General features: G+C 61.6%; 22 protein-coding genes. 7 read left to right on the forward strand and 15 right to left on the reverse strand.

The window, feature by feature from the left end:
• Position 1: 1 nt before the first annotated feature.
• Positions 2–808, reverse strand: a complete 807-nt coding sequence (locus DTA24_RS16315) for a MetQ/NlpA family ABC transporter substrate-binding protein (RefSeq protein WP_012968382.1) — start codon at positions 806–808, stop codon at positions 2–4.
• Between the two features lie 220 nt (positions 809–1,028).
• Between DTA24_RS16315 and DTA24_RS16320 the strand changes: the two genes are divergently transcribed.
• Entirely contained in the window at positions 1,029–2,204 is a 1,176-nt protein-coding gene (locus DTA24_RS16320; RefSeq protein ID WP_123836953.1) for an aminotransferase class I/II-fold pyridoxal phosphate-dependent enzyme, read from the forward strand.
• A 46-nt stretch (positions 2,205–2,250) separates the two neighbouring features.
• Here DTA24_RS16320 and DTA24_RS16325 read toward each other — a convergent pair whose 3' ends face one another.
• Positions 2,251–3,285, reverse strand: a complete 1,035-nt coding sequence (locus DTA24_RS16325; protein WP_096834745.1) for an NADP-dependent oxidoreductase — start codon at positions 3,283–3,285, stop codon at positions 2,251–2,253.
• A gap of 88 nt (positions 3,286–3,373) precedes the next feature.
• On the opposite strand from DTA24_RS16325, the gene DTA24_RS16330 reads away from it, so the two are divergent.
• On the forward strand, positions 3,374–3,922 hold the full coding sequence (locus tag DTA24_RS16330) for a TetR/AcrR family transcriptional regulator (protein ID WP_101825104.1): 549 nt from the start codon (positions 3,374–3,376) through the stop codon (positions 3,920–3,922).
• Between the two features lie 56 nt (positions 3,923–3,978).
• Here DTA24_RS16330 and DTA24_RS16335 read toward each other — a convergent pair whose 3' ends face one another.
• Together DTA24_RS16335 and DTA24_RS16340 are read right to left on the reverse strand one after the other, a co-directional pair.
• Positions 3,979–4,890, reverse strand: coding sequence for an NmrA/HSCARG family protein (locus tag DTA24_RS16335; protein ID WP_032732883.1), 912 nt, complete (start codon positions 4,888–4,890; stop codon positions 3,979–3,981).
• The gene (locus tag DTA24_RS16340; protein ID WP_164481341.1) at positions 4,883–5,752 is read right to left on the reverse strand and encodes an MBL fold metallo-hydrolase; all 870 of its coding nucleotides are present in this window, start codon (positions 5,750–5,752) and stop codon (positions 4,883–4,885) included. The genes DTA24_RS16335 and DTA24_RS16340 overlap by 8 nt, the downstream gene beginning before the upstream one ends.
• Before the next feature lie 87 nt (positions 5,753–5,839).
• Between DTA24_RS16340 and DTA24_RS16345 the strand changes: the two genes are divergently transcribed.
• Positions 5,840–6,763, forward strand: a complete 924-nt coding sequence (locus DTA24_RS16345; RefSeq protein ID WP_123836954.1) for a LysR family transcriptional regulator — start codon at positions 5,840–5,842, stop codon at positions 6,761–6,763.
• A 19-nt stretch (positions 6,764–6,782) separates the two neighbouring features.
• Here the strand turns inward: DTA24_RS16345 and DTA24_RS16350 are convergent, their stop codons facing one another.
• Entirely contained in the window at positions 6,783–7,688 is a 906-nt protein-coding gene (locus tag DTA24_RS16350) for a LysR family transcriptional regulator (protein ID WP_046882205.1), read from the reverse strand.
• A gap of 138 nt (positions 7,689–7,826) precedes the next feature.
• Here DTA24_RS16350 and DTA24_RS16355 point away from each other — a divergent pair, with 138 nt between their 5' ends.
• Together DTA24_RS16355 and DTA24_RS16360 are read left to right on the forward strand one after the other, a co-directional pair.
• Positions 7,827–8,756 carry an aromatic alcohol reductase gene (locus DTA24_RS16355; RefSeq protein WP_117139048.1) on the forward strand — a complete coding sequence of 310 codons (930 nt, stop codon included), beginning with the start codon at positions 7,827–7,829 and terminating at the stop codon, positions 8,754–8,756.
• A 25-nt stretch (positions 8,757–8,781) separates the two neighbouring features.
• Positions 8,782–8,988 carry a DUF1471 domain-containing protein gene (locus DTA24_RS16360; protein ID WP_004179576.1) on the forward strand — a complete coding sequence of 69 codons (207 nt, stop codon included), beginning with the start codon at positions 8,782–8,784 and terminating at the stop codon, positions 8,986–8,988.
• 50 nt (positions 8,989–9,038) lie between these two features.
• On the opposite strand, the gene DTA24_RS16365 is transcribed toward DTA24_RS16360, so the two are convergent.
• Positions 9,039–9,917 carry an AraC family transcriptional regulator gene (locus tag DTA24_RS16365; protein WP_012968392.1) on the reverse strand — a complete coding sequence of 293 codons (879 nt, stop codon included), beginning with the start codon at positions 9,915–9,917 and terminating at the stop codon, positions 9,039–9,041.
• A gap of 158 nt (positions 9,918–10,075) precedes the next feature.
• Between DTA24_RS16365 and DTA24_RS16370 the strand changes: the two genes are divergently transcribed.
• Positions 10,076–10,831, forward strand: coding sequence for an SDR family NAD(P)-dependent oxidoreductase (locus tag DTA24_RS16370; RefSeq protein ID WP_032735404.1), 756 nt, complete (start codon positions 10,076–10,078; stop codon positions 10,829–10,831).
• A gap of 4 nt (positions 10,832–10,835) precedes the next feature.
• Here the strand turns inward: DTA24_RS16370 and DTA24_RS16375 are convergent, their stop codons facing one another.
• Complete coding sequence (locus DTA24_RS16375; RefSeq protein ID WP_048289886.1) at positions 10,836–11,429, reverse strand: TetR/AcrR family transcriptional regulator; 594 nt, start codon at positions 11,427–11,429, stop codon at positions 10,836–10,838.
• Positions 11,430–11,502: 73 nt separating this feature from the next.
• On the opposite strand from DTA24_RS16375, the gene bdcA reads away from it, so the two are divergent.
• A complete protein-coding gene (gene bdcA / locus DTA24_RS16380; protein ID WP_008805173.1) occupies positions 11,503–12,216 on the forward strand; it encodes an SDR family oxidoreductase in 714 nt (237 codons plus the stop codon).
• A 66-nt stretch (positions 12,217–12,282) separates the two neighbouring features.
• Here the strand turns inward: bdcA and DTA24_RS16385 are convergent, their stop codons facing one another.
• The 8 genes from DTA24_RS16385 to DTA24_RS16420 all read right to left on the reverse strand — a co-directional run bounded on the left by DTA24_RS16385 (position 12,283) and on the right by DTA24_RS16420 (position 22,682).
• Positions 12,283–12,777: a hypothetical protein gene (locus tag DTA24_RS16385; RefSeq protein ID WP_023340034.1), complete on the reverse strand. Its 495-nt coding sequence runs from the start codon at positions 12,775–12,777 to the stop codon at positions 12,283–12,285.
• Between the two features lie 107 nt (positions 12,778–12,884).
• Positions 12,885–13,427 (reverse strand): type VI secretion system lipoprotein TssJ, encoded by a 543-nt coding sequence (gene tssJ, locus DTA24_RS16390; protein ID WP_123836955.1) that lies wholly within the window; start codon positions 13,425–13,427, stop codon positions 12,885–12,887.
• Positions 13,405–14,490 carry a type VI secretion system baseplate subunit TssG gene (tssG, locus tag DTA24_RS16395; RefSeq protein WP_008805176.1) on the reverse strand — a complete coding sequence of 362 codons (1,086 nt, stop codon included), beginning with the start codon at positions 14,488–14,490 and terminating at the stop codon, positions 13,405–13,407. The genes tssJ and tssG overlap by 23 nt, the downstream gene beginning before the upstream one ends.
• Positions 14,454–16,208, reverse strand: coding sequence for a type VI secretion system baseplate subunit TssF (tssF, locus tag DTA24_RS16400; protein WP_110196345.1), 1,755 nt, complete (start codon positions 16,206–16,208; stop codon positions 14,454–14,456). The genes tssG and tssF overlap by 37 nt, the downstream gene beginning before the upstream one ends.
• Positions 16,209–16,287: 79 nt before the next feature.
• The gene (gene tssA, locus DTA24_RS16405) at positions 16,288–17,880 is read right to left on the reverse strand and encodes a type VI secretion system protein TssA (protein ID WP_044613367.1); all 1,593 of its coding nucleotides are present in this window, start codon (positions 17,878–17,880) and stop codon (positions 16,288–16,290) included.
• On the reverse strand, positions 17,877–21,305 hold the full coding sequence (locus tag DTA24_RS16410) for an ImcF-related family protein (protein ID WP_123836956.1): 3,429 nt from the start codon (positions 21,303–21,305) through the stop codon (positions 17,877–17,879). Before DTA24_RS16410 ends, tssA begins: the two co-directional genes overlap by 4 nt.
• Complete coding sequence (locus tag DTA24_RS16415) at positions 21,289–22,428, reverse strand: hypothetical protein (protein WP_123836957.1); 1,140 nt, start codon at positions 22,426–22,428, stop codon at positions 21,289–21,291. Before DTA24_RS16415 ends, DTA24_RS16410 begins: the two co-directional genes overlap by 17 nt.
• Positions 22,425–22,682 carry a PAAR domain-containing protein gene (locus DTA24_RS16420; RefSeq protein WP_002902252.1) on the reverse strand — a complete coding sequence of 86 codons (258 nt, stop codon included), beginning with the start codon at positions 22,680–22,682 and terminating at the stop codon, positions 22,425–22,427. Before DTA24_RS16420 ends, DTA24_RS16415 begins: the two co-directional genes overlap by 4 nt.
• Between the last annotated feature and the right edge of the window lie 7 nt (positions 22,683–22,689).

The raw sequence follows: 22,689 nt of genomic DNA on the forward strand, positions 1-22,689 counted from the left end.
TTCATTTTAAATAATCAGGAAGCAGGTAACCATCATACTGTGGATGGCTGAGAATATATTTTTTGAAATCGGCAGAGTGGTAGCCATCGATAATATCTTTGGCAAACTGCGCCTTCTGATTTTTACCGGCGACGGTCACAACATTAATAAAATGGCTGGTGGCTGCCTCCAGCTTTAATGCCGAGGTCAGGGACATACCGCTGGAGACGGCGAAATTGCCCTGAATCAGGCCATAGTCGACGTCCGGCAGAGCGCGAACCTGCTGGGCATTATCCATCTCTTTAAGGACAATTTTGTACGGATTGTCAACGATATTGCGCTGCGAAAAAGTGGCGGGGTCGCTGTCCGGTTTGACCTTCACCCAGCCCAGACTCTGTAACACCAGCACCGCGCGATATTCGTTCGACGGCTGGTTCGGTACCGACACGACGGTCCCTGCCGCCGGAGTGCCCAGGGTGGTCAGTTTACCGCCGTACAGCCCCATCGGCGGCGTGGGGACTTGCACAATGCCCACGTTATCGATCCCCAGCCGCTCATTAATTGCTTTCAGATATACCGGATGCTGCATAATATTCGCTTCGATATCCCCGCGGGCTACTGCATCATTCACCTGAATACCGTCGCTGAAATCCTTATATTCGATTTTATATCCTTTACTCAATAAATAGGGCGCAACGCCTTTCTCAAATTGTTCTTTGTACGGCCCGGGGTTAAAGCCGACGCGAATAAGATGTTCGTCGGCGGCGGCATAAAAAGAGGTGGCCGACAACAGGGCGAGAGTCATCCCGAGCGCAACTGACTTGTTCATAAGGTATTTTCCTGGAAGGTTGGCGATATTGAGCGATTAAATCACAGCCGACTGTGGGTTGTAAGCCAGAACGCCGGATTTCCTTTTGCTAATTCCTCATTAACTTTTGCTATATCGACATATCCTAAAAACAAGAATCCTTTGCGTTTTTTGTTATTTAGCCAGGCGCAATAAATCCCTTAAAGATGGCTAATTATTCGTGACTTAAACCGGGAATGTTATGCCTGATTTTACTGCTTCGCCGCTGGTGGACGCGCTGGAAGAGAATCTGTTCAGCCTGCTGGAAAAACTGGCCGCGGAGGTCAACACCGAAGCGCTACCGCTGATCGATCTTTCCAGCGGCAGTCCGGATCAACCCACCCCGCCGGAAGTGATTGACTCGCTGCAGAGCGCCATTCATCGTCGTGAAAACCATGGCTACCCGTCGTTCTGGGGCAAACCACAGGTCCGCGAGGCGATCGCCCAGTTCTATCGCCGGCAGTATGATGTGGAACTCGATCCGCACAGCGAAGTCGCCGTGTTTCAGGGTTCGCATATCGGCATTGGCGGCATCCCGCGGGCGCTGCTCAGCCCCGGTCAATATCTGATCTCCACCGATCCCTGCTATCCGATTTACCGCTCAGCGGCGCTGCAGTCCCAGGCAACGTTTTATGGCCTGCCGCTCAGGGCGGAGAACCATTTCCTGCCGGATTTTAACGACCTCCCCCAGGAGGTGGCTGACAAGGCCGGGCTGGTGGTGCTTAACTACCCGCATAATCCAACCGGCGCCCTCGCCACGCCGGCGCTGTTCGCCAGCGCTCTGCAATTTGCCCGTCGTCACCAGGTGACGATCCTCCATGATTTTGCCTATGCGGCCATCGGCAGCGCGGCCAGCGATGCGCCGCTGAGCCTCTTCTCCCAGCCCGACGCGAAAGCATGGGGAGTGGAAACCTATACCTTTTCCAAGACCTTTAATATGGCCGGCTGGCGCTTCGGCTTCGCAGTCGGCAACGCCTCGATTATCCGGGCGTTTAAAAAGCTGCACACCCATAGCTACAGCACGGTGTTTGGCGCGATTCAGGATGCGGCGATCGCCGCGCTCAACCTGCCGGCCGAACGGATTGCGCAGCTGACGGCGGTCTATCATCAACGTCGGGAGTGGGTTCTGCGTCGACTGGCCGCGCTGCGCTGGCCGGCGCGTGCCGCACAAGGCACTTTCTTCCTCTGGCTCGGCGTGCCGCCCGGCTACCGTTCGCAGGAGTTTGCCCGCCTGCTGCTGCAGGAAGCGCATATTCTGGTGGCGCCGGGCACTGGTTTTGGCGAAGGGGGTGAAGGGTTTATTCGCATCAGCCTCACGGCAGGCGACGACGCGCTGAGCAACGCGCTGGACCGTCTCGCCCGGCTGGCGCTGTTTTAGTCCGCCGCCGGGGGAAGTGAAAACACGTAACCCAGGCCGCCGGGGGTTACTCCGCTGAGGAGTCCATCACCGACAGCACAATTTTGCCCTGCAGACGACCTTGCACCGCTCGCTCGTGCGCCATCTGCGCCTGCGCAAGGGGGAAAACGCTGTCAATCGCCACCCGGATGACTCCGGCGTCCAGCAGGTCGGCAAGCCGGGCGAGCTGCGCGCCGCTGGAGCGTACCTGGGTAGTGGAGACCGTCACTCCGCGCTGTCGCGCCTCTTCCGCCCCGGCAAAGCCGAGCGGAAAAATCGGGTACAGCGCGCCGCCGCGCCGCAGGGTACGCAGAAAACGGCCGCTGGCCGGCCCGCCCGGGGCATCGATGACCAGATCCAGGTCACGCACCGCCTCCTCAACGGCAGTGGTCGTATAGTCGATAAAAGCATCGGCGCCGAGCTGACGCAAAAAGGCTTCATGGCGGCCCGCGGCGACGGCAATCACCTCGGCGCCCTGCCACTTCGCCAGCTGTACGGCGAAATGACCAACGCCGCCCGCCGCGCCGTTGACCAGGACGCGTTTACCCGCCAGCGGCGCAGGCCGATGCGGCCCCGGCTGCAGCGGATTCGCCACCTCATGCCCGGGATCGATCATGAACTGCCAGGCGGTGAGGAGCGACATCGGCACCGCGGCGGCCTGCTGATGGCTCAGGGTTAGGGGTTTGCGGGCCAGGTCGCTGACCGGCACGCTAACGTACTCGGCGTAAGCGCGGCTGCCCCCTGCCGCCCCTTCGGGAAAACGCGCCATGGCGTAGACTTCGTCGCCGACCGCCACCTCCCGGACGTCATCCGCCCGCGCCACCACCATCCCGGAGAGATCGGTCCCGAGGATCAAGGGAAAGCGGACCTCGGGCCGCCATTCCGGGGGCAGCTGTTGATAGCCATCGCGCAGATAGCTGTCCGGTGGGTTCACGCCCACAGCGTGCACCTGCACCAGCACCTCGCCGGCCTGCAGCACCGGCAGTGGCGCATCGTCATAGCTCAGGACTTCCGGCCCGCCAAAGGCGTGCTGTTGAACGGCTTTCATCATCTGCGTCGACATCGCTTTCTCCTCATATGGAAATGCGTTACATTTAACGGAGCACTGTTCCGAATATATGGAGCAGTGCTCCGATTGTCAAGGAACGCCAATGAGAGCTGATGCCAGAAAAAATTATGATCTGTTGATCGACGTGGCCCGGGAAGTGTTTGTGGAGCAAGGCGCCGAGGCCTCGCTGCGCGATATCGCCCGCCGGGCGGGGGTCGGAATGGGAACCCTCTACCGCCACTTTCCCAACCGCGACAGCCTGCTGGAAGCCCTGCTCCGCAGCCGCTTTGCGGCGCTAACCGCCCGGGCTGAGTCGCTTCTGCTCGTCGCCGATCCTGCCGCGGGGCTGCTGGAGTGGCTGGCCGAGAGCGTGGCGTTTACCCACCAGCATCGCGGGATCATCGCCCCGCTGATGAGCGCCATCGACGATCCTGAGTCCGCCCTGCACAGCGCCTGCGTTGCCCTGCGCGCCGCCGGTACGTCGCTGCTGACCCGCGCGCAGCAGGCCGGGCAGGCACGGCCAGATCTCAGCGGAGACGAACTGTTCGATCTGATTGCCGCGCTTGCCTGGCTACGGGAGCAGCCGTCCCATGCCCCGCGCGCAGAGCGGATTTTAGCGGTGCTGGCCGACGCGATCCTGACTGCCGCCTAGCGGCGGCCAGCCACCGACGAGACAGCGCGCCTCGAGAGTGACCGGTACGCCCGCCTTTAACGATTAAACGCCCAGTTGGCCCCGCTGGTCAGCGCCCGCTCGAAGGCGGGACGGCCAGGGCCGGACAGCCAGCCGGCGAAGGTGTGCAGCTGCGGGTGCAGCTGGCGCATGGCGTCGAGGTCGGCGTGCCCGGCCAGCCGCCCGTCGTCCACCAGCCCGGTCAGCTTGTGCAGAAAAGGGCTGGCGGCCAGCACCTCATCGGAAAATCGCGAATAGGGGATCGGCCGTCCCGCCGCCGCGGAGAATAACGCCTCCAGTTGACGGCCGGTCACGCTGTCGCTGGCGATCTCAAACGTCTTGCCGGCAAACCGCGCTGGCGCGGCAAAAACCGCCGCGACAAGATGGCCGATATCCTCCACCGCCAGCACCTGCATCCTCCCCTCCGGCAGCATAAAAAAGTGAAAATGACCTTCATCAAGACCAAAACCGGGCATCACCAACAGCTCCATAAAGGTGGCGGGACGCACGATGGTCGCCACCAGCGGCAGGCGGCGGATATGCCGTTCAATTTCCGCTTTGGTGTCATAATGCGCTACGCCGGTGGGCGTCTCCCCCGCCGCGCTGCCGGAGCTGTACACCAGATGCTTCACCCCGCACTCGACGGCGAGATCGGCGATGGTTATCCCGTAGCGTACCTCCTGCTCATCGGTCACCGTCCCTCCCGGCGAACTAGGCTGGACGCTGAAGACGCCGTCGACCCCGGCCATTGCCGACCGCATTGCCGCCCGGTCTTCAAAGGTACCCACGACCAGTTCGGCTCCCCGCACCTCCAGCGCAGCGGCCCCGGCGGAGAAAGGATCCCTGACCAGCGCCCGAACCCGCCAGCCGCGGTGCAGCAGCGCCCGCGCCACCGAGCCGCCCTGCTGACCGGTCGCGCCAAAAACCAACACGCTTTGCGCATTATTCATCACTGTTCCCCTTATCTGCAGCCTGTTGCCCGGCCTCTCGCCAGCGATAGTCACCTTGCTTATCCTCCTCCAGCCAGCCGCAGGAAGACCCGGCAAAATGCCCGGTGAACCATTGAGCATGATGGCTGGCTCCCCACGCCATCATCTCCCGTCGCGAGGCTTCCGCCTGCCGGGGATCGCCGCAGAACGCTGAGTTCCACTGCGGATGGGCAAACTGGAGCGGGGAATGAAGGAGATCGCCGGAGAAACAGGCGTAATCATCTCCGGCGGCGAGGATTAGCGCGGCATGGTCCGGACTGTGGCCGGGGGTGGGAACAAAGGCGATCCGCCCGCCGACCCGCGGCCGGGCCGCCACATCGACGGTTTCCAGCTGGCCGGCCTCGATCACCGGCAGCAGGCTGTCGAGCCACAGCGCCCGGTAGCGTTCGCTGTTTTTCACCCGCGTCAGCTCTTTTGCCGAGCACAGGTAGCGGGCGTTGGGGAACAGCGGCACCCAGCGATCGTCCTGCCAGACGGTATTCCATCCGACATGGTCGGTATGCAGGTGGGTCAGTAGCACCAGGGTCACGTCCTCCGGGTTCACTCCCGCGGCGCGGAGATTCTCCAGATACGGCGTGTTAAGTTGATGATAGAGCGGATTGCCGCCGCGCTCCCGACCGTTGCCGGTGGCGGTATCGATAACAATCAGATCGTGGGGAGTCTGCACCACCCAGCTGTGGATCGACAGCGCAATCGACTGACTAACGTTGTCCGCCTCCGCTACCGGGAACGCCTCTGGATAGAGCGCCGCCGGCTGCAGGGTAATCTCGCGCTCCGGCACTTTGAAAATCAGGTTATCGCCTGTCTGGTAAGTTTGCATCACACCCTCCGCGCGCATTGCGCTGGTTGATTTATCGGGGTGAGATTCACTATGCTGCCGGGATAACCCACATTCAAATTGATTATCATAATGAAGAAAATCATTGAAAATGATTTTAGTCGTATCGATCTGAATCTGTTGACGGTCTTGATGGTGCTGTACCGCGAAGCGAGCGTCACCCGCACCGCAGAGGTGTTGCACCTTGGCCAGCCGGCTATCAGCGGGGCGCTGAAGCGGCTGCGCGAGATGTTTGACGACCCGCTGTTCGTGCGCAGCGCCAGAGGCATGCTGCCGACGCCGCGGGCGCAAGCGCTGATGACCGACCTGCAGCCGCTGATGGAAAACCTGCATTCGGCGATGTTTGGCGCCGGGGAGTTCGTCCCGGCGCGCGCACAGCAGCTTTTTCGCATCGGCCTCAGCGACTGGAGCGAACACTGGCTGATGCCCCAGCTGTTACCCGGGATGATGCAGGAGGCGCCCGGGGTCTCACTGCAGTCGATAGCCGCCGACCCCTTCCAGGTTCGCCAGCTGCTGGAGGAGGAGCGCATTGATGTCGCGGTGTCTGTCAACAAACAGAGCCGCGGGGAGGTGGTCAGCGAGCCAGTGATGACCATGGGAGTCACCACCCTGTGGTCGCCGCAGCAGATCCCCTGTCGCGGGCCGCTGTCGGTGAGCGACTTTGTCGCCTGGGAACATGTGATGGTGGCCTATCGCGAAACCGGCCACGGGGAAATAGACCGCCAGCTCGCCAGCCAGGGACTCGAGCGGCGCGTGCGCTTTGCCACGCAGAATTTCTCCACCTTTCCCCTGCTGCTGACCACCCTGCCGCTGTTCGCCACCGTCCCGCAGGGGCTGGCGCAGCGCTGGCAGGCGCAGTATGCGCTGCGCGCGGACGCTCCGCCGGTAGCGTATCCGGAATTTACGCTGTGCATTTTGCGGCACAAACGCCGGGCGCAGGATCCGGCGCTGAACTGGCTGGTGACGAAGTTAAAACAGGCCATGCGCGGTCAATAACCGGGCCGATGCCCCGGCATCAGGCCTCGCTGAGCGGGGGTTGCAGAACGCGCCTGCTCCAGTCATAAAACGCGCGCACCGCCGGCGGCAGATAGCGGTTTTGCGGATAGACCAGCGACAAGGGAAGATCAGAAGCGGCCTGCTCCAGACAGGCGACCAGCGCCCCGCTCTGCAGATAAGGTTGCGCCAGATAGCTGGCGACGCGGATCAGGCCCAGCCCCTGAATGCCGGCCTGAATGTAGGCATCGGTATCGTCGACCACCAGCGTCTCCTGCATACGGATCGCGCAGTCGCCGTCATCGAGGGAGAAAAGCCAGTCGATGGTCCGCCCGGTACGGTGGTTCAGGTAGCCCACCGCCCGGTGGTGGTGCAGATCGTCGATGCTCTGCGGCCGGCCGTGGGCCGCGAGCCAGGCCGGCGAGGCGAGGACCATCCAGCGGTAGCGAGCCAGAGGACGCGCCACCAGGGTGGTGGAATCTTCGATCCGCCCGGTACGGATCACGCAGTCATACCCCTCCTGGATAATATCTTCAACGTTGTCGCTTGAGCAGAGGATCAGCTCCAGGTCGGGATACTGCTGCAAAAACTCGCCGATCCTCGGCAGAATGCAGTGGCGGGCAAGGGATTGCGGCATCCCCACTTTGAATCGCCCGGCGGGCTGAGCCGAGCGCCCGGGAAAAGAGGCTTCCATCGCCGCCATCTCGGCCAGCAGCCTTTTACACTCCTCATAATACCGGCGACCCTCCGCCGTCACGCTGAGCTTGCGGGTGGTGCGCTGGAGAAGCTGCGCCCCGAGCCAGGCTTCCAGCTCCTTCACCACCCGCGATACCGTGGAGCGCGGCTGCCCGAGCACCTCCGCCGCACGGGCGAAGCTGTGGGCATCCACAACCGCAACATACAACTGCATGGCATCCAGTCTGTCCATTTCGTACTCCCCCGGCAATTATTATCCCATTATCACGAACAGTCTAACCCGAAATCCTGTTCTTATCGAATGATGCCCGCCCCCCTACACTGAGCCTGTAGCCCGTCAATACAAGGATTAACTGAGCAAGGAGTCAAAATGAAAACTGATAATCTTAATCATGAGGAAAAGGTATTGGTGCTGGGAGCGGGACAACTGGGCGCCGCCGTTCTCGATGCGCTGGTGCCTGCGGTGATCCAGCGCCAGGGCACGGTCTCGGTTATCGTCTCGCCGGCGGCCAGGGATGAAGCCGGCCAGCTGCGGTCGGCAAACCATCAGGCGCTGGCCGACGCCGAAGCCACCCTCCTCGCCGTCGACATCGCCGGTAGCGCCATGGAGACGCTGGCCGATCAGTTTCGCGGATTCACCACCGTGATTAACTGCATGGGGTTTGTCGCCGGTCCGGGGACACAGCTGAAAATTACCCGCGCGGTGCTGGCGGCCGGGGTACCCCGCTATTTTCCCTGGCAGTTTGGCGTCAATTACGATGTGGTTGGCAAAGGCAGCGGTCAGCCGGTCTGGGACGAGCAGTACGATGTCCGGACCCTGCTGCGCGCGCAGCGGGCCACGGAGTGGGTCATTGTCTCCACCGGGATGTTTACCAGCTTTCTCTTCGAACCAGACTTCGATGTAGTGAATTTATCCAACCGAACCCTTCACGCCCTTGGCAGCTGGGATACCCAGGTGACCGTCACCTCACCGGCGGATATTGGCCGCCTGACCACGGCGATTTATCTGCATCAGCCGCGGATCGTCAACGAGGTGGTGTTTGTTGCCGGCGAAACAACCTCTTACCGGCAGCTGGCAGATACCGTGGAGCGTGTAACGCAGCAGACGTTCAGCAAAGCCGTCCACACCCTGCCCGCCCTGCTGGAGCAGCTGCGGACAAACCCGGATGACGCCATGCTGCGCTATCGCGCCGCCTTCGCCCGGGGGGATGGCGTGTGGTGGCCGATGGGCGACACCTGGAATGCCCGCCACCAGCAGCCGACCCAGGACATTGCCGGCTGGCTGCAGACCGCGCGCTGATTTTCTCTCACAGGACAGAATGACGATGAACAAGTTGATTCCACTGATCGTATTGAGTTGTCTGCTGCCCCTGGCGGCAAATGCCAGAACCATCACCGCCACCGGCGATACCCTGGACCATGCGGAGAGCAAAATCCGCCAGCAGGCCGCCCGCGAGGGCGCGACTACCTATCGCATCACTGAAGCGCGGATGGGCAACAAAGTGCATATCACGGCGAAAATCGCGGACTAAACCACCGGCGTCAGGCTCAGGGATGAGCTGCCGCCAGCCCGCGCGCCAGGTCAGGCGCTCATTTTTTCCCGTCGACGATCGCGGCCCGGCGGCGCGCCGTACAGGCGAGCGTATTCCCGGGTGAACTGCGACACGCTGATATAGCCCACCTCCCCGGCAGCCTGGGCAATGCTCATCCCTTCCGCCAACATCAGGCGGCGGGCGTGGATCAGGCGTAACTGCTTCTGAAACTGCAGCGGCGACAGCGTAGTCATGGCGCGGAAATGACGGTGAAAGACAGAGACGCTCATCCCGGCGGCGTCGGCCAGGGCGTCGACGCTGACTGGCTGCATAAAATCCCGGCGCAGCATCGCCACCGCCCGGCGGATCCGCGCCGAATAGCTGTCTACGGCGCCCAGCGCCCGAATGGCCGGCCCATGGACACTCTGCAACAGCCAGTAATGCAGCTCCCGCCGCAGACCTTCCCCCAGCACCGCCAGCGCCCCCGGTTGTTCAAACAGCCTTGCCAGCCGGTAAGCGGCATCCGTCACATCGGCGTTCATCGGTTCGATACCAACGCGGGGCGCCTCATCCGGCCCTGACGGCCCGGCCTCCTGCAGCTCGCGCAGGATAGCCAGGTCCAGCTCCAGCACCAGCGCGTAATAGGGAAAACGCTGACTGGCCTCGGTGATCTGGCTGGTGGTGGGGACATCCGCGGCAATCACCATCGCCTCGCCCGGGCCATAGTCAAAGCTCGCCAGGCCGGTGGTCACGCTCTTGCGCCCCTGGAGCAGCATGGCCACCAGCGGCCTGGCGATGGCCGCCTGCAGGTCGCCAGGATGCAGGGCCCGCACCAGGGTGATGCCGGGAACCGGGGTAACCGCCACCCCGCTGCTATCGACATGAGCATCGGCAAACCGGCGGCAGAGATCGAACAGGGCGTCGCGCATAAGATCCTTTCAGGCAAGTTTTAAAGCCTGAGTATGCGCTATATCCCGGGAAAAGGGAGTGAACGGAGAGAAATGGGCAAAAAATAACAAGGATTGGGCAACCCGGCCTGACGCGCGGCCCCTATTGTAGAGCCTCAACATACCAGAGAGGACCGAACATGACTAAGATTGCACTTATTACCGGCGCCAACCGCGGCCTTGGCCGTCAGACTGCACTGGATATCGCCCGCCAGGGTGGGGATGTCATCGTCACCTACCGTGGCAATCTCGAACAGGCGGAAGAGGTGGTCGCCGACATCCGCGCCCTGGGGCGCAAGGCCATCGCCCTGCCGCTGGATATGGCGCAAACCGCCAGCTTCCCGGCTTTCGCCGACAGCCTCGGCAGCGCGCTGGCCAGCGTCTGGGGGCGGGCCACTTTCGACCACCTGATCAATAACGCAGGGCACGGCGAATTCGCCCCGCTGGCCGAAACGCGCGAAGCGCAGTTCGACGGGCTGTTTAACGTCCACGTTAAGGGGGTATTTTTCCTCGTACAAACCCTGCTGCCGCTGCTGGCAGACGGCGGGCGGATCGTTAACTTCTCCTCCGGTCTGACCCGCGTCTCTTATCCTGGCTTCTCCGCCTACGCTGCGGCCAAAGCGGCCGTGGAGATGCTGAGCGTGTACATGGCCCGCGAACTGGGCGGGCGCGGCATCACCGTCAATACCATCGCCCCCGGGGCTATCGCCACCGATTTTGGCGGCGGGCTGGTGCGGGACGACGCGGGGGTTAACGCGCAGTTTGCCGCCATGACGGCGCTGGGACGGGTGGGCGTTCCTGAGGATATTGGGCCGATGATCGCCAGCCTGCTGCGCGACGATAACCGCTGGGTGACCGCCCAGCGGATCGAGGTGTCGGGCGGACAAACCATCTGACGACTCAGGCTGGCAGGATGCGCTCCAGCGCCAGGCCTGCCAGCCGCACGGTCTCCATAAGACGCGGCAGGCTATCTCCCTCCCGCGCTTTCGCCGACAGGCCAAGCATCAGTGTATCCATATAGTCAGTCACCCGCAGCGCGTCCTGCGGGCGATGACGGGCGATATACTGCTGGATTTTGGCTCTCGCCGCAGCATGCCATTCGCCTGCCGCCACCCGGGCATCAGCATCCTGACAATGTACCCCCTCCAGCACCAGGCAGCCAGCAGCGGCCGGATCGGCCACATAGCGGCGAGCCGCCTCCTGCAGCACGGCGATGAGCGATGCCGCCACCGGCTGGTCGTCTCGCAGAAGGGCGTCGATGGGAATGGCCCCGGTCTGGCTGTAGCGCTGCAGGACGCGGGTATACAGCCCGAGCTTGCTGCCGAAAGCGGCATAAAAGCTCGGGGGGTTGATGCCGAAAGCCTGGGTCAGATCGGCCACGCTCACCGCGTCGTAGCCTCGCGCGTGGAAGAGGCGTTGCGCCGTTTCAATGGCCTGTTCCGCATCAAACTGGCGGGGACGTCCCGGAGTACGCCCTTGTTTTGTAGTGGTCACTATATTAATCCTTGACAGCCTGTTTAGCCGCAGCATATTGTAATCATCACTACAATATCATGAGGTGTGGGATATGACAGCGTTTCACAACAAATCAGTGCTGGTTTTAGGCGGGAGTCGGGGAATTGGCGCGGCGATTGTCAGGCGTTTTGTCGCCGATGGCGCATCGGTGGTGTTTAGCTATTCCGGTTCGCCGGAAGCGGCCGAGCGGCTGGCGGCGGAGACCGGCAGCACGGCGGTGCAGGCGGATAGCGCCGATCGCGATGCGGTGATAAGCCTGGTCCGCGACAGCGGCCCGCTGGACGTGTTAGTGGTCAATGCCGGGATCGCCATTTTCGGCGATGCCCTCGAGCAGGACAGCGATGCCATCGATCGCCTGTTCCGCATCAATATTCATGCCCCCTACCATGCCTCCGTGGAAGCGGCGCGCCGCATGCCGGAAGGCGGGCGCATTATTGTCATCGGTTCGGTCAATGGCGATCGCATGCCGGTGCCGGGAATGGCAGCCTATGCGGTCAGCAAATCGGCCCTGCAGGGGCTGGCGCGTGGCCTGGCGCGTGATTTTGGCCCGCGCGGCATCACGGTCAACGTCGTCCAGCCCGGCCCTGTTGATACCGACGCCAACCCGGAGAACGGTCCGATGAAAGAGCTGATGCACAGCTTTATGGCCATTAAGCGCCATGGCCGCCCGGAAGAGGTGGCGGGAATGGTGGCGTGGCTGGCCGGTCCGGAGGCGTCATTTGTCACTGGCGCCATGCACACCATCGACGGCGCGTTTGGCGCCTGATATCCCCGGGCGGCGATGCGCGCTTTGCACCGCCGCCGCGGGAACGTCATCGCCTGTCAGGGATTGTCAGGCCAGGCTGTCGACCGCCATAAAAAAGCGATCTTCGGTAAGCATAAGCCGCGCTTGCGGGGGCTGGTGCGCCTTGCGGATCATCCAGCCCTCCTCCGGGGCCAGGCTAAGATAAAACACCTCCCGGGAGCCCGTACCGCCGGGTGTCTCGAGACTCAGCGTCACGATCCCCTTTTCCACGCCATCCAACAGCTGCTGCGGCACGATATTGACGCTGCGCTCGCCGTTTTGCAGACGAATGGCCGGGATATCGTAGCGGCAGATGCCGCTGTTGAGGCTGTAGCCAAGGGTACTCAGATCGTGGAGGTGGCGGGTCGACATCACCACCTCGATACCCGTTCCGTCAAACCACTGACTTACCTGCTGAGCCAGCCCCGCCATTTGCTGGCGAAACCTGGCGATATCCGCGGCGACCGACCCGTCGAGGGCCGCTGTCCGCCGCGGATTTTGCTGTTGCTGCAGTTTCTTAAAAAAACGTTCCCTCGCTGTCACGTTATCTCCCTGTGCTGTGGTGAAGATGGTTATCGCCCGTTCGCTGGTTAACGAAGGTTGAGGGCGAACTGGCGCGATAGCCCCGCCACAAATGTTTGTTTTCGACGTTACTTCGCCGCTTCAGGCCTGAGCCGTAGCTGGTTGCGTTCGGCGGTGAAAATGCGCGGCTTGTCCGGATCCAATTCCTCACGCCCCAGCACCTGCTTCCAGGTATTCCTGTCTGTGTCCGGATGGCGGAACAGGCCGACAACCGCCACGAACGTCGCCTCCGCTTCCAGCTGCATATTCAGACTGGCATCCCCTCCGGGACTGATCACCACATCGCGACTGGCGAGGAGATCGGCGGCGAGCAGAATATCCCCCTCCTCCAGCAACTGCTGGTAAACCAGCCGGTCAAAGGTCTGGCGATCTTTAAGCTGATAGATGCGCACCACAACCGGTTCAGAGAGCGAGTGATTCTCTCTGGCATCGGTGTTGAGCGCTTCGCGCGCGGTAAAGTCCAGATGCAGCGTAGTAATTTTCTTATAAAAAACGGCGTTGAAGGCATTTTTGGTCCCCTCCGAGACGCGCTGGGTGAGCCCGCACCCGCTCAGACAAAGCGCAAGCAGGGGCAGCAGGCAGGCGGTTTTAGTCAAACTTGTACGTAACACGTCGGTTTCCTTGTAGAAAGGTGGCAGGCTGCAGGCCCGTATAGGTACCCAGCTCGGTGGTAAAGGTCTGAGGAATATCGTCCTCACTCTCGCCCTCACCCACGCCCAGCACGCCGTTCATACCGAGCCAGAACGGCTCGTCCCCCAGCGGCGGGACAGCCAGCAGTCGGGTCGGCGCGGTCAGGGTGATGTCGGCCCGGAATCGCCAGCCGAGGTATACCCGCAGCAGGATGAGAAAGTCCCGAAACAGCGGGCCGTCAGGCTTCCAGCCCTGCGCCTCCGCGGGATTGTCGGTGGTAAGGGCGACGAGGAGCTGGCTGCTGGCATCCATCGCTTCGTCACCCAGCGGCATATTGCCGTCCAGTAAGAAGTCGTCATCGCCGTAAAACCCCAGCGGCTGACTGATCGCCACCGGACGCAGGCTGTACGGGCTCACCCTGACGGTGGTCTCCGGGGCCAGCAGGGTGACCAGCGCCTGGATCCCCTGCTGGGTTTTGCCAGGCTGCCGCAGCACGCCAGTTAGCGCCAGAAAGCGCGACGCCGGCGAAGCGATATGCTGCGTCGTGCCGGGGATGCCCAACCCCGCCAGGCCCAGCAGCGACTGCGAGAGACGATCGGTGCCGCCAGGCTCAAAGGTGGCGGGCCAGGAGTATTTCCGCCAGATGCGGTAAAACTGCGTCATGATCCGGTGGCTGAAGATATCCAGTAAGCCCTGCAGCGCTTCATGCCCTTCCCTGCGCTGGGCGATATCATCGAGATATGCCGTCGGGAGCGGCGAATCGACACCGTACAACCCCATAAAGGTGGTGCGAATGACCGGCGGCCCGCAGTCATCGGCCTCATCGTATTCCACGGCTCTGAGTTCGCTGGCCGGGAATCCCATCCCCGGATGCGGGTAAAAACGCACCGGATCGTCAGCCGGATGGCTGGTCGCCCCCATCAGCGGTTGGCCAGGACGCCGTTTTTCCAGAAGCTGGCAGAAGCGGTAAAAATTGATCCGCGGCAGGTCGGCCTCCAGCCGCGGGTTCAGCCGGGAATGCGTCGGCTGTGCTTCTCTTCCCATTCCAGTCGTTCTCCGGTTGGTTGCAGAATGATAATCAGGCGGTTGAACAAATAGATGTCGGTGTAGAGCGCGAAGAAGCGGCTAAGCATCTCGCCAAACAGGCATATGTCGCCTCGTCCGGCAAAGCCGTGACTGTCGAGGGTGACTTCAATCTGCACGCCGCGCACCAGATGGCCCTGAGCAAAGCGCTCTGTCGCGCGGTGATTCACGTCGAGGATGGCTTCCAGACGCCGACGATTCATCTCGCTGTCGGTCCATTCATACAGCGCCAGGGTGCCGCGCAGGACTTCAGCGTTGTCCATCAGGGAAAGAAAACTGCTGCCCAGATGGCTCAGCACCCGCCAGTGAAAGCGGTCCTGGGCCGGGGGATAGCACGGCAGCGTTGGTGCGCAGAGGTTACGCACCGCGACGCTGGCGGAAGTGGTTTTCATCACCGTATCGAGTACGGTGCTCTGCAGCGCGCGACGCGGCAGTTGGCCGTTAGTTCCGGTGAGGGTCAGCGACAGGCTTTCATCTTCCGGTACGGTATGATTGTCAAAGGCTTCCCCGCCGACGATAAGCCAGGTGTTGTACAGCCCGGAGGGGCCACGGCGCACCCGGGTATGATAGTAATAGTCCGCCGCGTCATGACGTATCATGCCGCCTTTGTGGCGAAAACTTGAGAACGGCGCGTAAACCTGCTGGTGCGAGGAGATCACGGAATCGACGGTGTAAATTTCGGTGTGGCCGTCCTGCACGCGCATCGGGCGCAGCGGGTATTCGGTCTGCAGGGAATTGATGGTCAGCGGATCGGACTCCAGCGGAAACAGGTTGATCACTGGCACGCAGTGCAGGCGCAGCTGCTTTTCGCTGAAGCGGAAGTCATGTTCCCAGCGTTCCGCCAGCACGACGTCGATTTCAAACCACGCCAGTCCGGCCGGAAAAGCCACCGTCTCCAGCCCGCGCAGATCGATGAACATGAACTTTTCGCGGAAGGTAAAATACTCCAGCAGCAGCTGGTAACCGCGAAAACTGCGGCCATCTTCAGGCCAGAGGCTGTCCTCCTCGCCAAATCCCAGCGCGCTGAAATACCCGTCCAGCGGCCTTCTGTCCACCTCATCGGACATGCGCAGCCACATCCGGGCCACATTGAGGGTAAAGGCCTCGTGCATGGCGCAGGCCAGCGGCGCATCGGCGTTACAGTAGAGCGGGATATGACTGAGATCGACCCGGCTCCAGTCCGTCAGCTGGCTGCAGGTAAAGCGCAGCGTGATCACCGACCGGCCATCCGTATCGGTGGCCAGCCGGGCGTGCTCAAGAGATAACGGCTGCAGAGCGATCGCTTTGGTGGTGGTGTACCGGCAGCGCGTGCCCTTTTCACCGATCGGCCGGGAAAGCACTTCAAAGCCTTTAGCCATCGTCATCGGCTCTTTCATTTCCTGCCAGTCGGGGGTGAACTCCACGACCGACATCGAGGGAATGGTACGTAAATAATGGGGCCACAGCAGACTGACCACGCCTTCGGTCAGCTCAGGCAGATCGTCATCGAGCTTCTCGCGCATGCGCCCCATCAGGAAGGCAAAACCTTCAAACAGGCGCTCGACAAAGGGGTCGCGGGCGCCCGCTTTGTCGAGATTGAGCATTGCCGCCTGCTCAGGATGAGCACGGGCAAACTCTTCACCCGCTTCCAGCAGGTAGCGCATTTCAGCGTCGTAATAACGCAGGGTTAAATCGTCCATAAATCACCAGAAGAAGTAATATCTTTCAGATATGCAGAGAACCGCAGGTGCAGGGAGTGCAATGTGAATGATGCGTGAATTATGCGCACAGCACCGCAGCGCGAGGGGGATCCAGAGCGATAAGCCCGGCAAGCAATGACTCCATTTCTGGCAGCAAGCGATTTTTTTCTGCCTCACTGCGCCCGGCCTTGCCTCTGAGCAGCCGGAGTCGGCGGGCTTTGACCTCAAAGATAAGCTCCGGCTTCCATTGTTCGAGCGTCATTTCCCGGGCGCGGCTGTCGAGTTCCGCCAGCAGATGCAGCGCCATTTCATTTTTTCCGTACTGCTCGCTGACCCGCGCCATCAATAAGCGCATCAGCCACCGATTGCGGCTGGTGGTATAGCCCGGCTGCGCCTGTAACCAGTTCAGCGCCGACTCAATACCTTCATCGTCCGCGCGGGTGAGCACTTCTGGCTCCAGCGACAGCACCTCATCAGCGCTGGTCGCCGCCATTACCGGCTCATCTTGCCATCCGGCCATCTCATCCAGAATACGCTCGTTAAGCCAGTTGAGCGTTACTTCATCGGCGAATGGCGTACCATCGTTAAACGCCAGGGTTTCCAGCCCCGGCAGACGAGCCAGCAGCCCTTTCATATCCCGGCACAGGATATCGGCACGTACACTGTCAGCATCCAGTTTCAGCAGCGCCTGCCAGGCGTACCACTGCACATCCAGCCACAGATGGTTGACGCCTTGCGCCAACAGCGTGTCCGTATGCTCCAGCAGTTCCGACCAGCTTTTCTGTAAATACAACCGCTTAAGATGGGCTTTACTCTCAGGCTTGGGAGGCAATAGCCGTGTCCGGCCGGAGGCATCCAGCGGCGGTAACTCCGTTAACGTATCCCAACGCACACTCTTCATCAGATGATGACCTGCCAGCCATCCGCCGGGACACTCGCGCAGATATTTCGCCAGCACCTTAGCCTGATCGAGCAAATCACGACCTGACGTGACGGTATGCATTACCGGCGCGGTGTCCGCATGTTGGGGTAGCAGATCGTGTTCTTCGCGGCTGGTCTGCGGCACCAGACTGCGGGCTCCGCCGTTTTGCACCAGGCGGTTCTCCAGTATCTGATATAGCCCGGAAAGATCGGGGCGGGATGCCTCAGCCAAGCCGGCAAAAGAGGCTTCCGCCAGCAATAACGCCCCGATAATGACCTGCATAGTGGTCATGTCGACTTCCGGATAAAGAGACAGACTGTCCGACATCCGGCGACTGCCAAGCCATTCCAGCGCCGATTTACAGCTACGTTCACGCTGGGGATGGAGCATAGCCCCAAACCGCTCAAGCATTGCCGCCAGCAGCGTAACGCCTTCCGCCAGACCGCTCTCGCCTTCCCGCTGCAGACGCGCCCACACGTAAAAGGTGATCACGCGCAGATCCTTGCAGGTCTGAGTCAGCAGTTTTTCTGCCAGCTGGCAAATCAGTTCGGTATCGACACCGGAGATCTTATTGACCTCCTCGCGGATACGCTGAAAATCATCGTCATAGCCCGGATCGTCCCCGGTTGGTTGGGCGTCACTGATTGGCGCAAGCCAGGACTGCCACTGCGCCTGACGTGACCGGGCCTGCTGTTGCAGTACGCTTTCATCCAACTGACTGGCGGCAACCAAATTTTGTAAAATGCTCATAATTCCATCTCATCCATGTCACTATTCCCTACCCCCGTCGTCAGGGCCTGTGCGCTCTCAGCCGCATCGACAGTGAAAATCTGATCCGGCAGGGTCAATCCGCGCAGCGCCAGAAGCGCCAGCGGGCCGCTCCCAAGCTGGGAGCGCAATACCCACTGCAGGGTGCGGCCATCCGGAGCGGTGAAGCTCATCATCCACTGGCTGCGTTCGAGTTGCTGGCGTTTACCCTGCTCCAGCCAGCGAATAAAGCCCCAGGTACCGCTGTAGTCACCGAACAGGCGCGTGCCCGCATTGACGGTGGTCCAGGTCAGCAGAGTGCCGGGTTTATACGTCTCCCCCGGCCAGCGGAAAGTCTGCCAGTCGGCAATCTGATTGAAATAGCGCAGCTTTTGGCCGTCTATCGTCAGCTGTGTCTCCACAACCTCCGGGGCAGGCCTGGCCTGTAACTCAAAGCTGATCCCCTGGCTGCCGTCGGTAAAAAGAATGTCGGACAGCTGGCTTAGCTGGTTGATGGCGCGCAGAAAGGCCGGATTAAAGACCAGGCCGTGACTGTTGACCTTATCCGGCACCCACTGACTGCCTTCTTTATGCAGGACACCGTTCAGCTCCGTCGTGAGAAAACGTTCGATCCGCCCGCTGTCTTTGCGCACAAACTCAGCCAGCATCGGCAGGGAGGCATCGCTTTTGCTGGCGGCAAACGGAAAGCGTCCGTCAAAGGCGGTGTGCCAGTTGGCGACCACCGATCGGCGCCATTTGTCATTCAGACTGGCCGCCGACGGCAGAAGCACGGTTTCCCAGGCCTGAGTCAGCGGCTGCACAAACAGAGTATTACCGAAGCCACTCCACTCTTCGCCAAGGCTTGCCGAAATCAGGCTACCGTACTGTTGCGTGTCGGTCAGGTCGACGCTTTTCCCCTGGAAGACGGTCTGCGCCAGGGTTTGCATCATCTCCTGCGGATCGGAGGCATTCGCAACCTGCTGCAGGCGCAGGCGCACGCGGGTGATACGGGTCAGATAGGTTTGCAGGCTCAGGGTGCTATCGGCCGACATGACGTTGCTGCCCGTGTTTTTCCCCATCAGCTGGAGCAGTGGGCCGAACGTGTCATCCAGAGGCCCCTGCGGGCCGGCGGCCGACTGGTCGATGACCGGCTTGTCTTTCCCGCCCACCAGATCTTTGGCCGATTTAATAAGGCTGTCCGACAGCCCCTCCCTTTGTTGCCCCGCCTGCCCCTGCCAGGCAAGGGTATTCATCAGGGCAATCAGCGGTGACTGACGGACATCGCTTATCAGCGTGAGCTGGTCGGTAACATCGGCGATATTGGTCGTCGGGTTGAGTCGCAGACTGTTGAGAAAATTCAGCCAGCTGCCGGCGAAATCGGTGAAGTAGCGTCGGGTCAGACGCGCTTTCAGCGCCTCCGGCGACAGGTCTGTCGACATCGTTTTGCGCGAATCGCTCAGCACCCAGTCGATTTCCTCCCGGCGCGAGCTGGCTGCCTTATCAATGGCCTGCTGAATGCCGCCTTCCCATGCCTGGCGGGTAAACATCCCCGGGACCACTTCATCGGTGGTAAACAGGCGGCGCGCGTCGGTGCCACTGGTCATGTCTTCCAGCGACACATCGGCAAAATTACGACGCACGGATTTGAGCATGTTCTCATATAAGGTGCTTTCGGCATTGCGGCGACCTAGCTGCTGCAACAGAACCTGACGGCTCTGACTCACCCGTTGCGCATCCGGGATGATCTTCCACTCTGGCCGCTCGGGCAGCAGGGAGAGATAAAAGGCCCACAAATCCGGCGCCAGACTTTGCCACAGACCGGTCGAGATCCCCATTCGCGTCGGCTGGACCGTTTTCATGGTCTGCGCGAAAAATGCGCCATCGGCTTTATCCGGACGAGCCATCATCAGCCAGGCTTTCAGCTGGTCATAGCCCGGTTTCGCCAGCTGGGCTCGTTGGTCGCTATTGGGGGCAGAGTTGACCAGCGCGCTGAGCGCCTGCTGCAACGCGGCATTGGCCGGGTCACGTATCAGGCGATGATTCGCCACACCGTACCAGGGCAGGACGGCGTCTAATAGTTGCTGATGATGGTCCAGACCAAAGCGCCGATACCAGGGAGCGCCATTCTGCCCATCGTGCACGAGACGGCCGGCCTCATTGCGCAGGGCATGGAGGGCCGTCAGTTGATAGTCAGAAACGGAGGGGTGGGCCACCAGGTCGCGGGCTTTTCCCGCGACTGTAGCAATCTGGCTGTAATTAAGGGCAAAGGAGAGCAGCAGTCCCGCCGCCCACAGGCCGAGGATGGCCAACAGACCGCACGCCAGGCCCCGCTCCCATGCCATTCCCACGTGATGCCCGCGTAAACGGCGGCAGTCATCGACGATCCCCTGCCAGGTCGCGGGCAGCGTCAGGAGATGAGGCTGGCCCGCAGGCGAGGTATCCGCCTCCTGATAAGGATCCTTGGCGCGAGGCTCTGGCAGGCTAAACATCAGGCCACGCAGCGCAAGCCGCTGCCGCGAGGCGGTCAGCCACGGCGCCAGCTGCCAGCGCCATTGCGCGATCCCCCCGTCGATAAGCCGCTGCCCCAGACGCAGCAGAAAGTCGTGGCGGGTCTCCTCCGCGATCTGGCGCATCCCCTGCTCCCGCAGCGTGGGCAGCATCTGCGCAAGCTGACGGGCGACATCGTCCTCGGTAGCGCGTAACGGGAAGCTAACCCCTACCGCCTGCACCGCGCGGTCAGCCTGCGGCCACTCACTGTCGCACAGTTTCCACAGCCAGACCGGGGCGGCATAGCGCAGCAGTTCGCTGATTTTTTCCAGCCCGCGCAGGTCGCTCTCGCTTATCTGCGGCGTCAGGGTGAGAGACGACGGCATCACCCGCACAATCCCGTCCAGAGGACGGCCGCGGCGCAGCTTGCGCAGCGCGGCGTATTTTTCTTGGTCGGGCTCTGTGATCAGGTTACCGCCGTAAATCAGCACAGTGCGGTTACCTTCAAGCCACTGCTGCTGACGCAGACCAGGCGCCAGTTGTTCGATTGCTGCATCGTCCCCGGTAACCAGCAGCAGGCGGACTTTGCGGCGCCAGCGCAGGCGGTAACGTGCGTGAAGGTGCTTTTTCAGCGGGGCATAAAGGGCTTCGCGCCCGGCGGGCCTGGTGGGTTGCCGCACAGGCGCTGCTGAAGGCTTAACCTTATCTTTTATCAGCAGTCGAAAGGCCATAAACCCCAGTACCAGCAGGCTGAGTGCCATCCCCCAGATAATAAAGCCCATGGCGATAAGCGGGCGCAGCGTTTCCCACTGCGTGGCACGATCCATCGCCCACAGCCACCATGCCAGCTCGCCCAGGAGCACCAGAAGCGTGACCGCAGCAATACAGACGATAACCGTAGCCGCCACAGAGATAGCGGCAGGTTTATTGACGTTGTCCATCAGGTTTTACAATTCCAATTGCGAGGGTATTCAAGGGATCGCGGGCTAGCCAGCCACACGGTTGTTGGTAGTGCGCGGCGTAGTTCGCCGCCAGCGACAGAACGGTCAAGCCTTCCATCTCGCCGATGTCTCCCCAACAGGCATCCTGGCGATATAGGTTAATATCCCAACCGCTATGCGCCAGCGCTTCCAGTCCCGGCTGAAAAAACAGCGCACAGGCTTCCGGGGGGCCGCTCAGTTCGTTCTGCTCCAGCACACGAGCGGCTACAGCAGTCAGGGCCTCCCCTTTTTCTGCGCAATAGGTTTCCCCCCTGGTCAGGTGCACCGGACCGTCCCGTCCGGCGAGCCACAGTACCGCAGACTCTCCGGCGGGTTGCACCGCCCCCGTCCGGGCGACAACCACCTGACATCCGGCGATAAGCACAGTGTCATCGGGGTCAGCTTCCGCCAGAGTGTGTGCTATCTCCGCGAGGCTGGCCTCCCCACGCCAGGCATACGGGCGTGAGGGTAGTGTCATCTGCGCAACAGTGAGGGTCATCTGTGCACGAAACGCCTGCCAGGCGAGCTCCGTTCCCTGCCAGTAGCAACGCAGCGGCGGCGTAAGCGTTCTTTCACTGCGCTGTCGTTGCCATTCCATCACCAGTAGTTCCGCCAGCCGTTTTTCGCGGGCGATAGCCTCAGAAACTGAAAGGTATGGCGCTCGCAGCGCCCTGCCGCCGCCCTCGTTCTCTTCCTCTGGCGGACGCTGGTGACGGCTTAGCACCCGCAGCCAGTCAGTGGTCGTTTTGCCCATGGGCCCCAGCAACAGAACTTCCTGTAACCCGATCGGCTGCCGATGCTCCGCCCACCATTGCTGTTGTTCGTATGCTACCAGTTGGTCATAGAACCTGGCGTTATGCACGCTCATGCGGTAGTACAGCAGCCGGATCAACCAGCCGGTACCCGCCAGCACCAGAGCCAACAGGATCCCGGTGGCGGCCAGGGCGCTTTTTCCTTCTGCCGAGGGAAGTAAAGCGCTGACCCCGCCGCTAAGCAGGACCAGCAGGGCCGAAGCCGATAGCCACCTGGCCGTACCAGGCGGTCGCGCGTCTCCGTACGGGGGATACTCCGGTACCGGCCTCACTGATCAACCCCGCAGTCTGGGTTAGAGCTGACCAGCGTGCAGCCGCAGGCGCAGCGATGACCGTGCAGCGCAACCGGCTGGCCATCAATCGTGGTTCGCGCGCTGCCTTCAGCAATGGTCGTCATACCGTGTTTGTTACACTTGACCGGGTCGCCCTTGCAGGCGAATCCCAGACCAAAACACTGATAATGCCCCATCAGCACCCTGCCCCCATACTCCCGCAGGGTATCGCCTTTGCGAATGACTTTATTCATCGGATCC

Origin of the sequence: Klebsiella sp. P1CD1, from assembly GCF_003790505.1 — a bacterium.
Lineage (GTDB): Bacteria > Pseudomonadota > Gammaproteobacteria > Enterobacterales > Enterobacteriaceae > Klebsiella > Klebsiella variicola.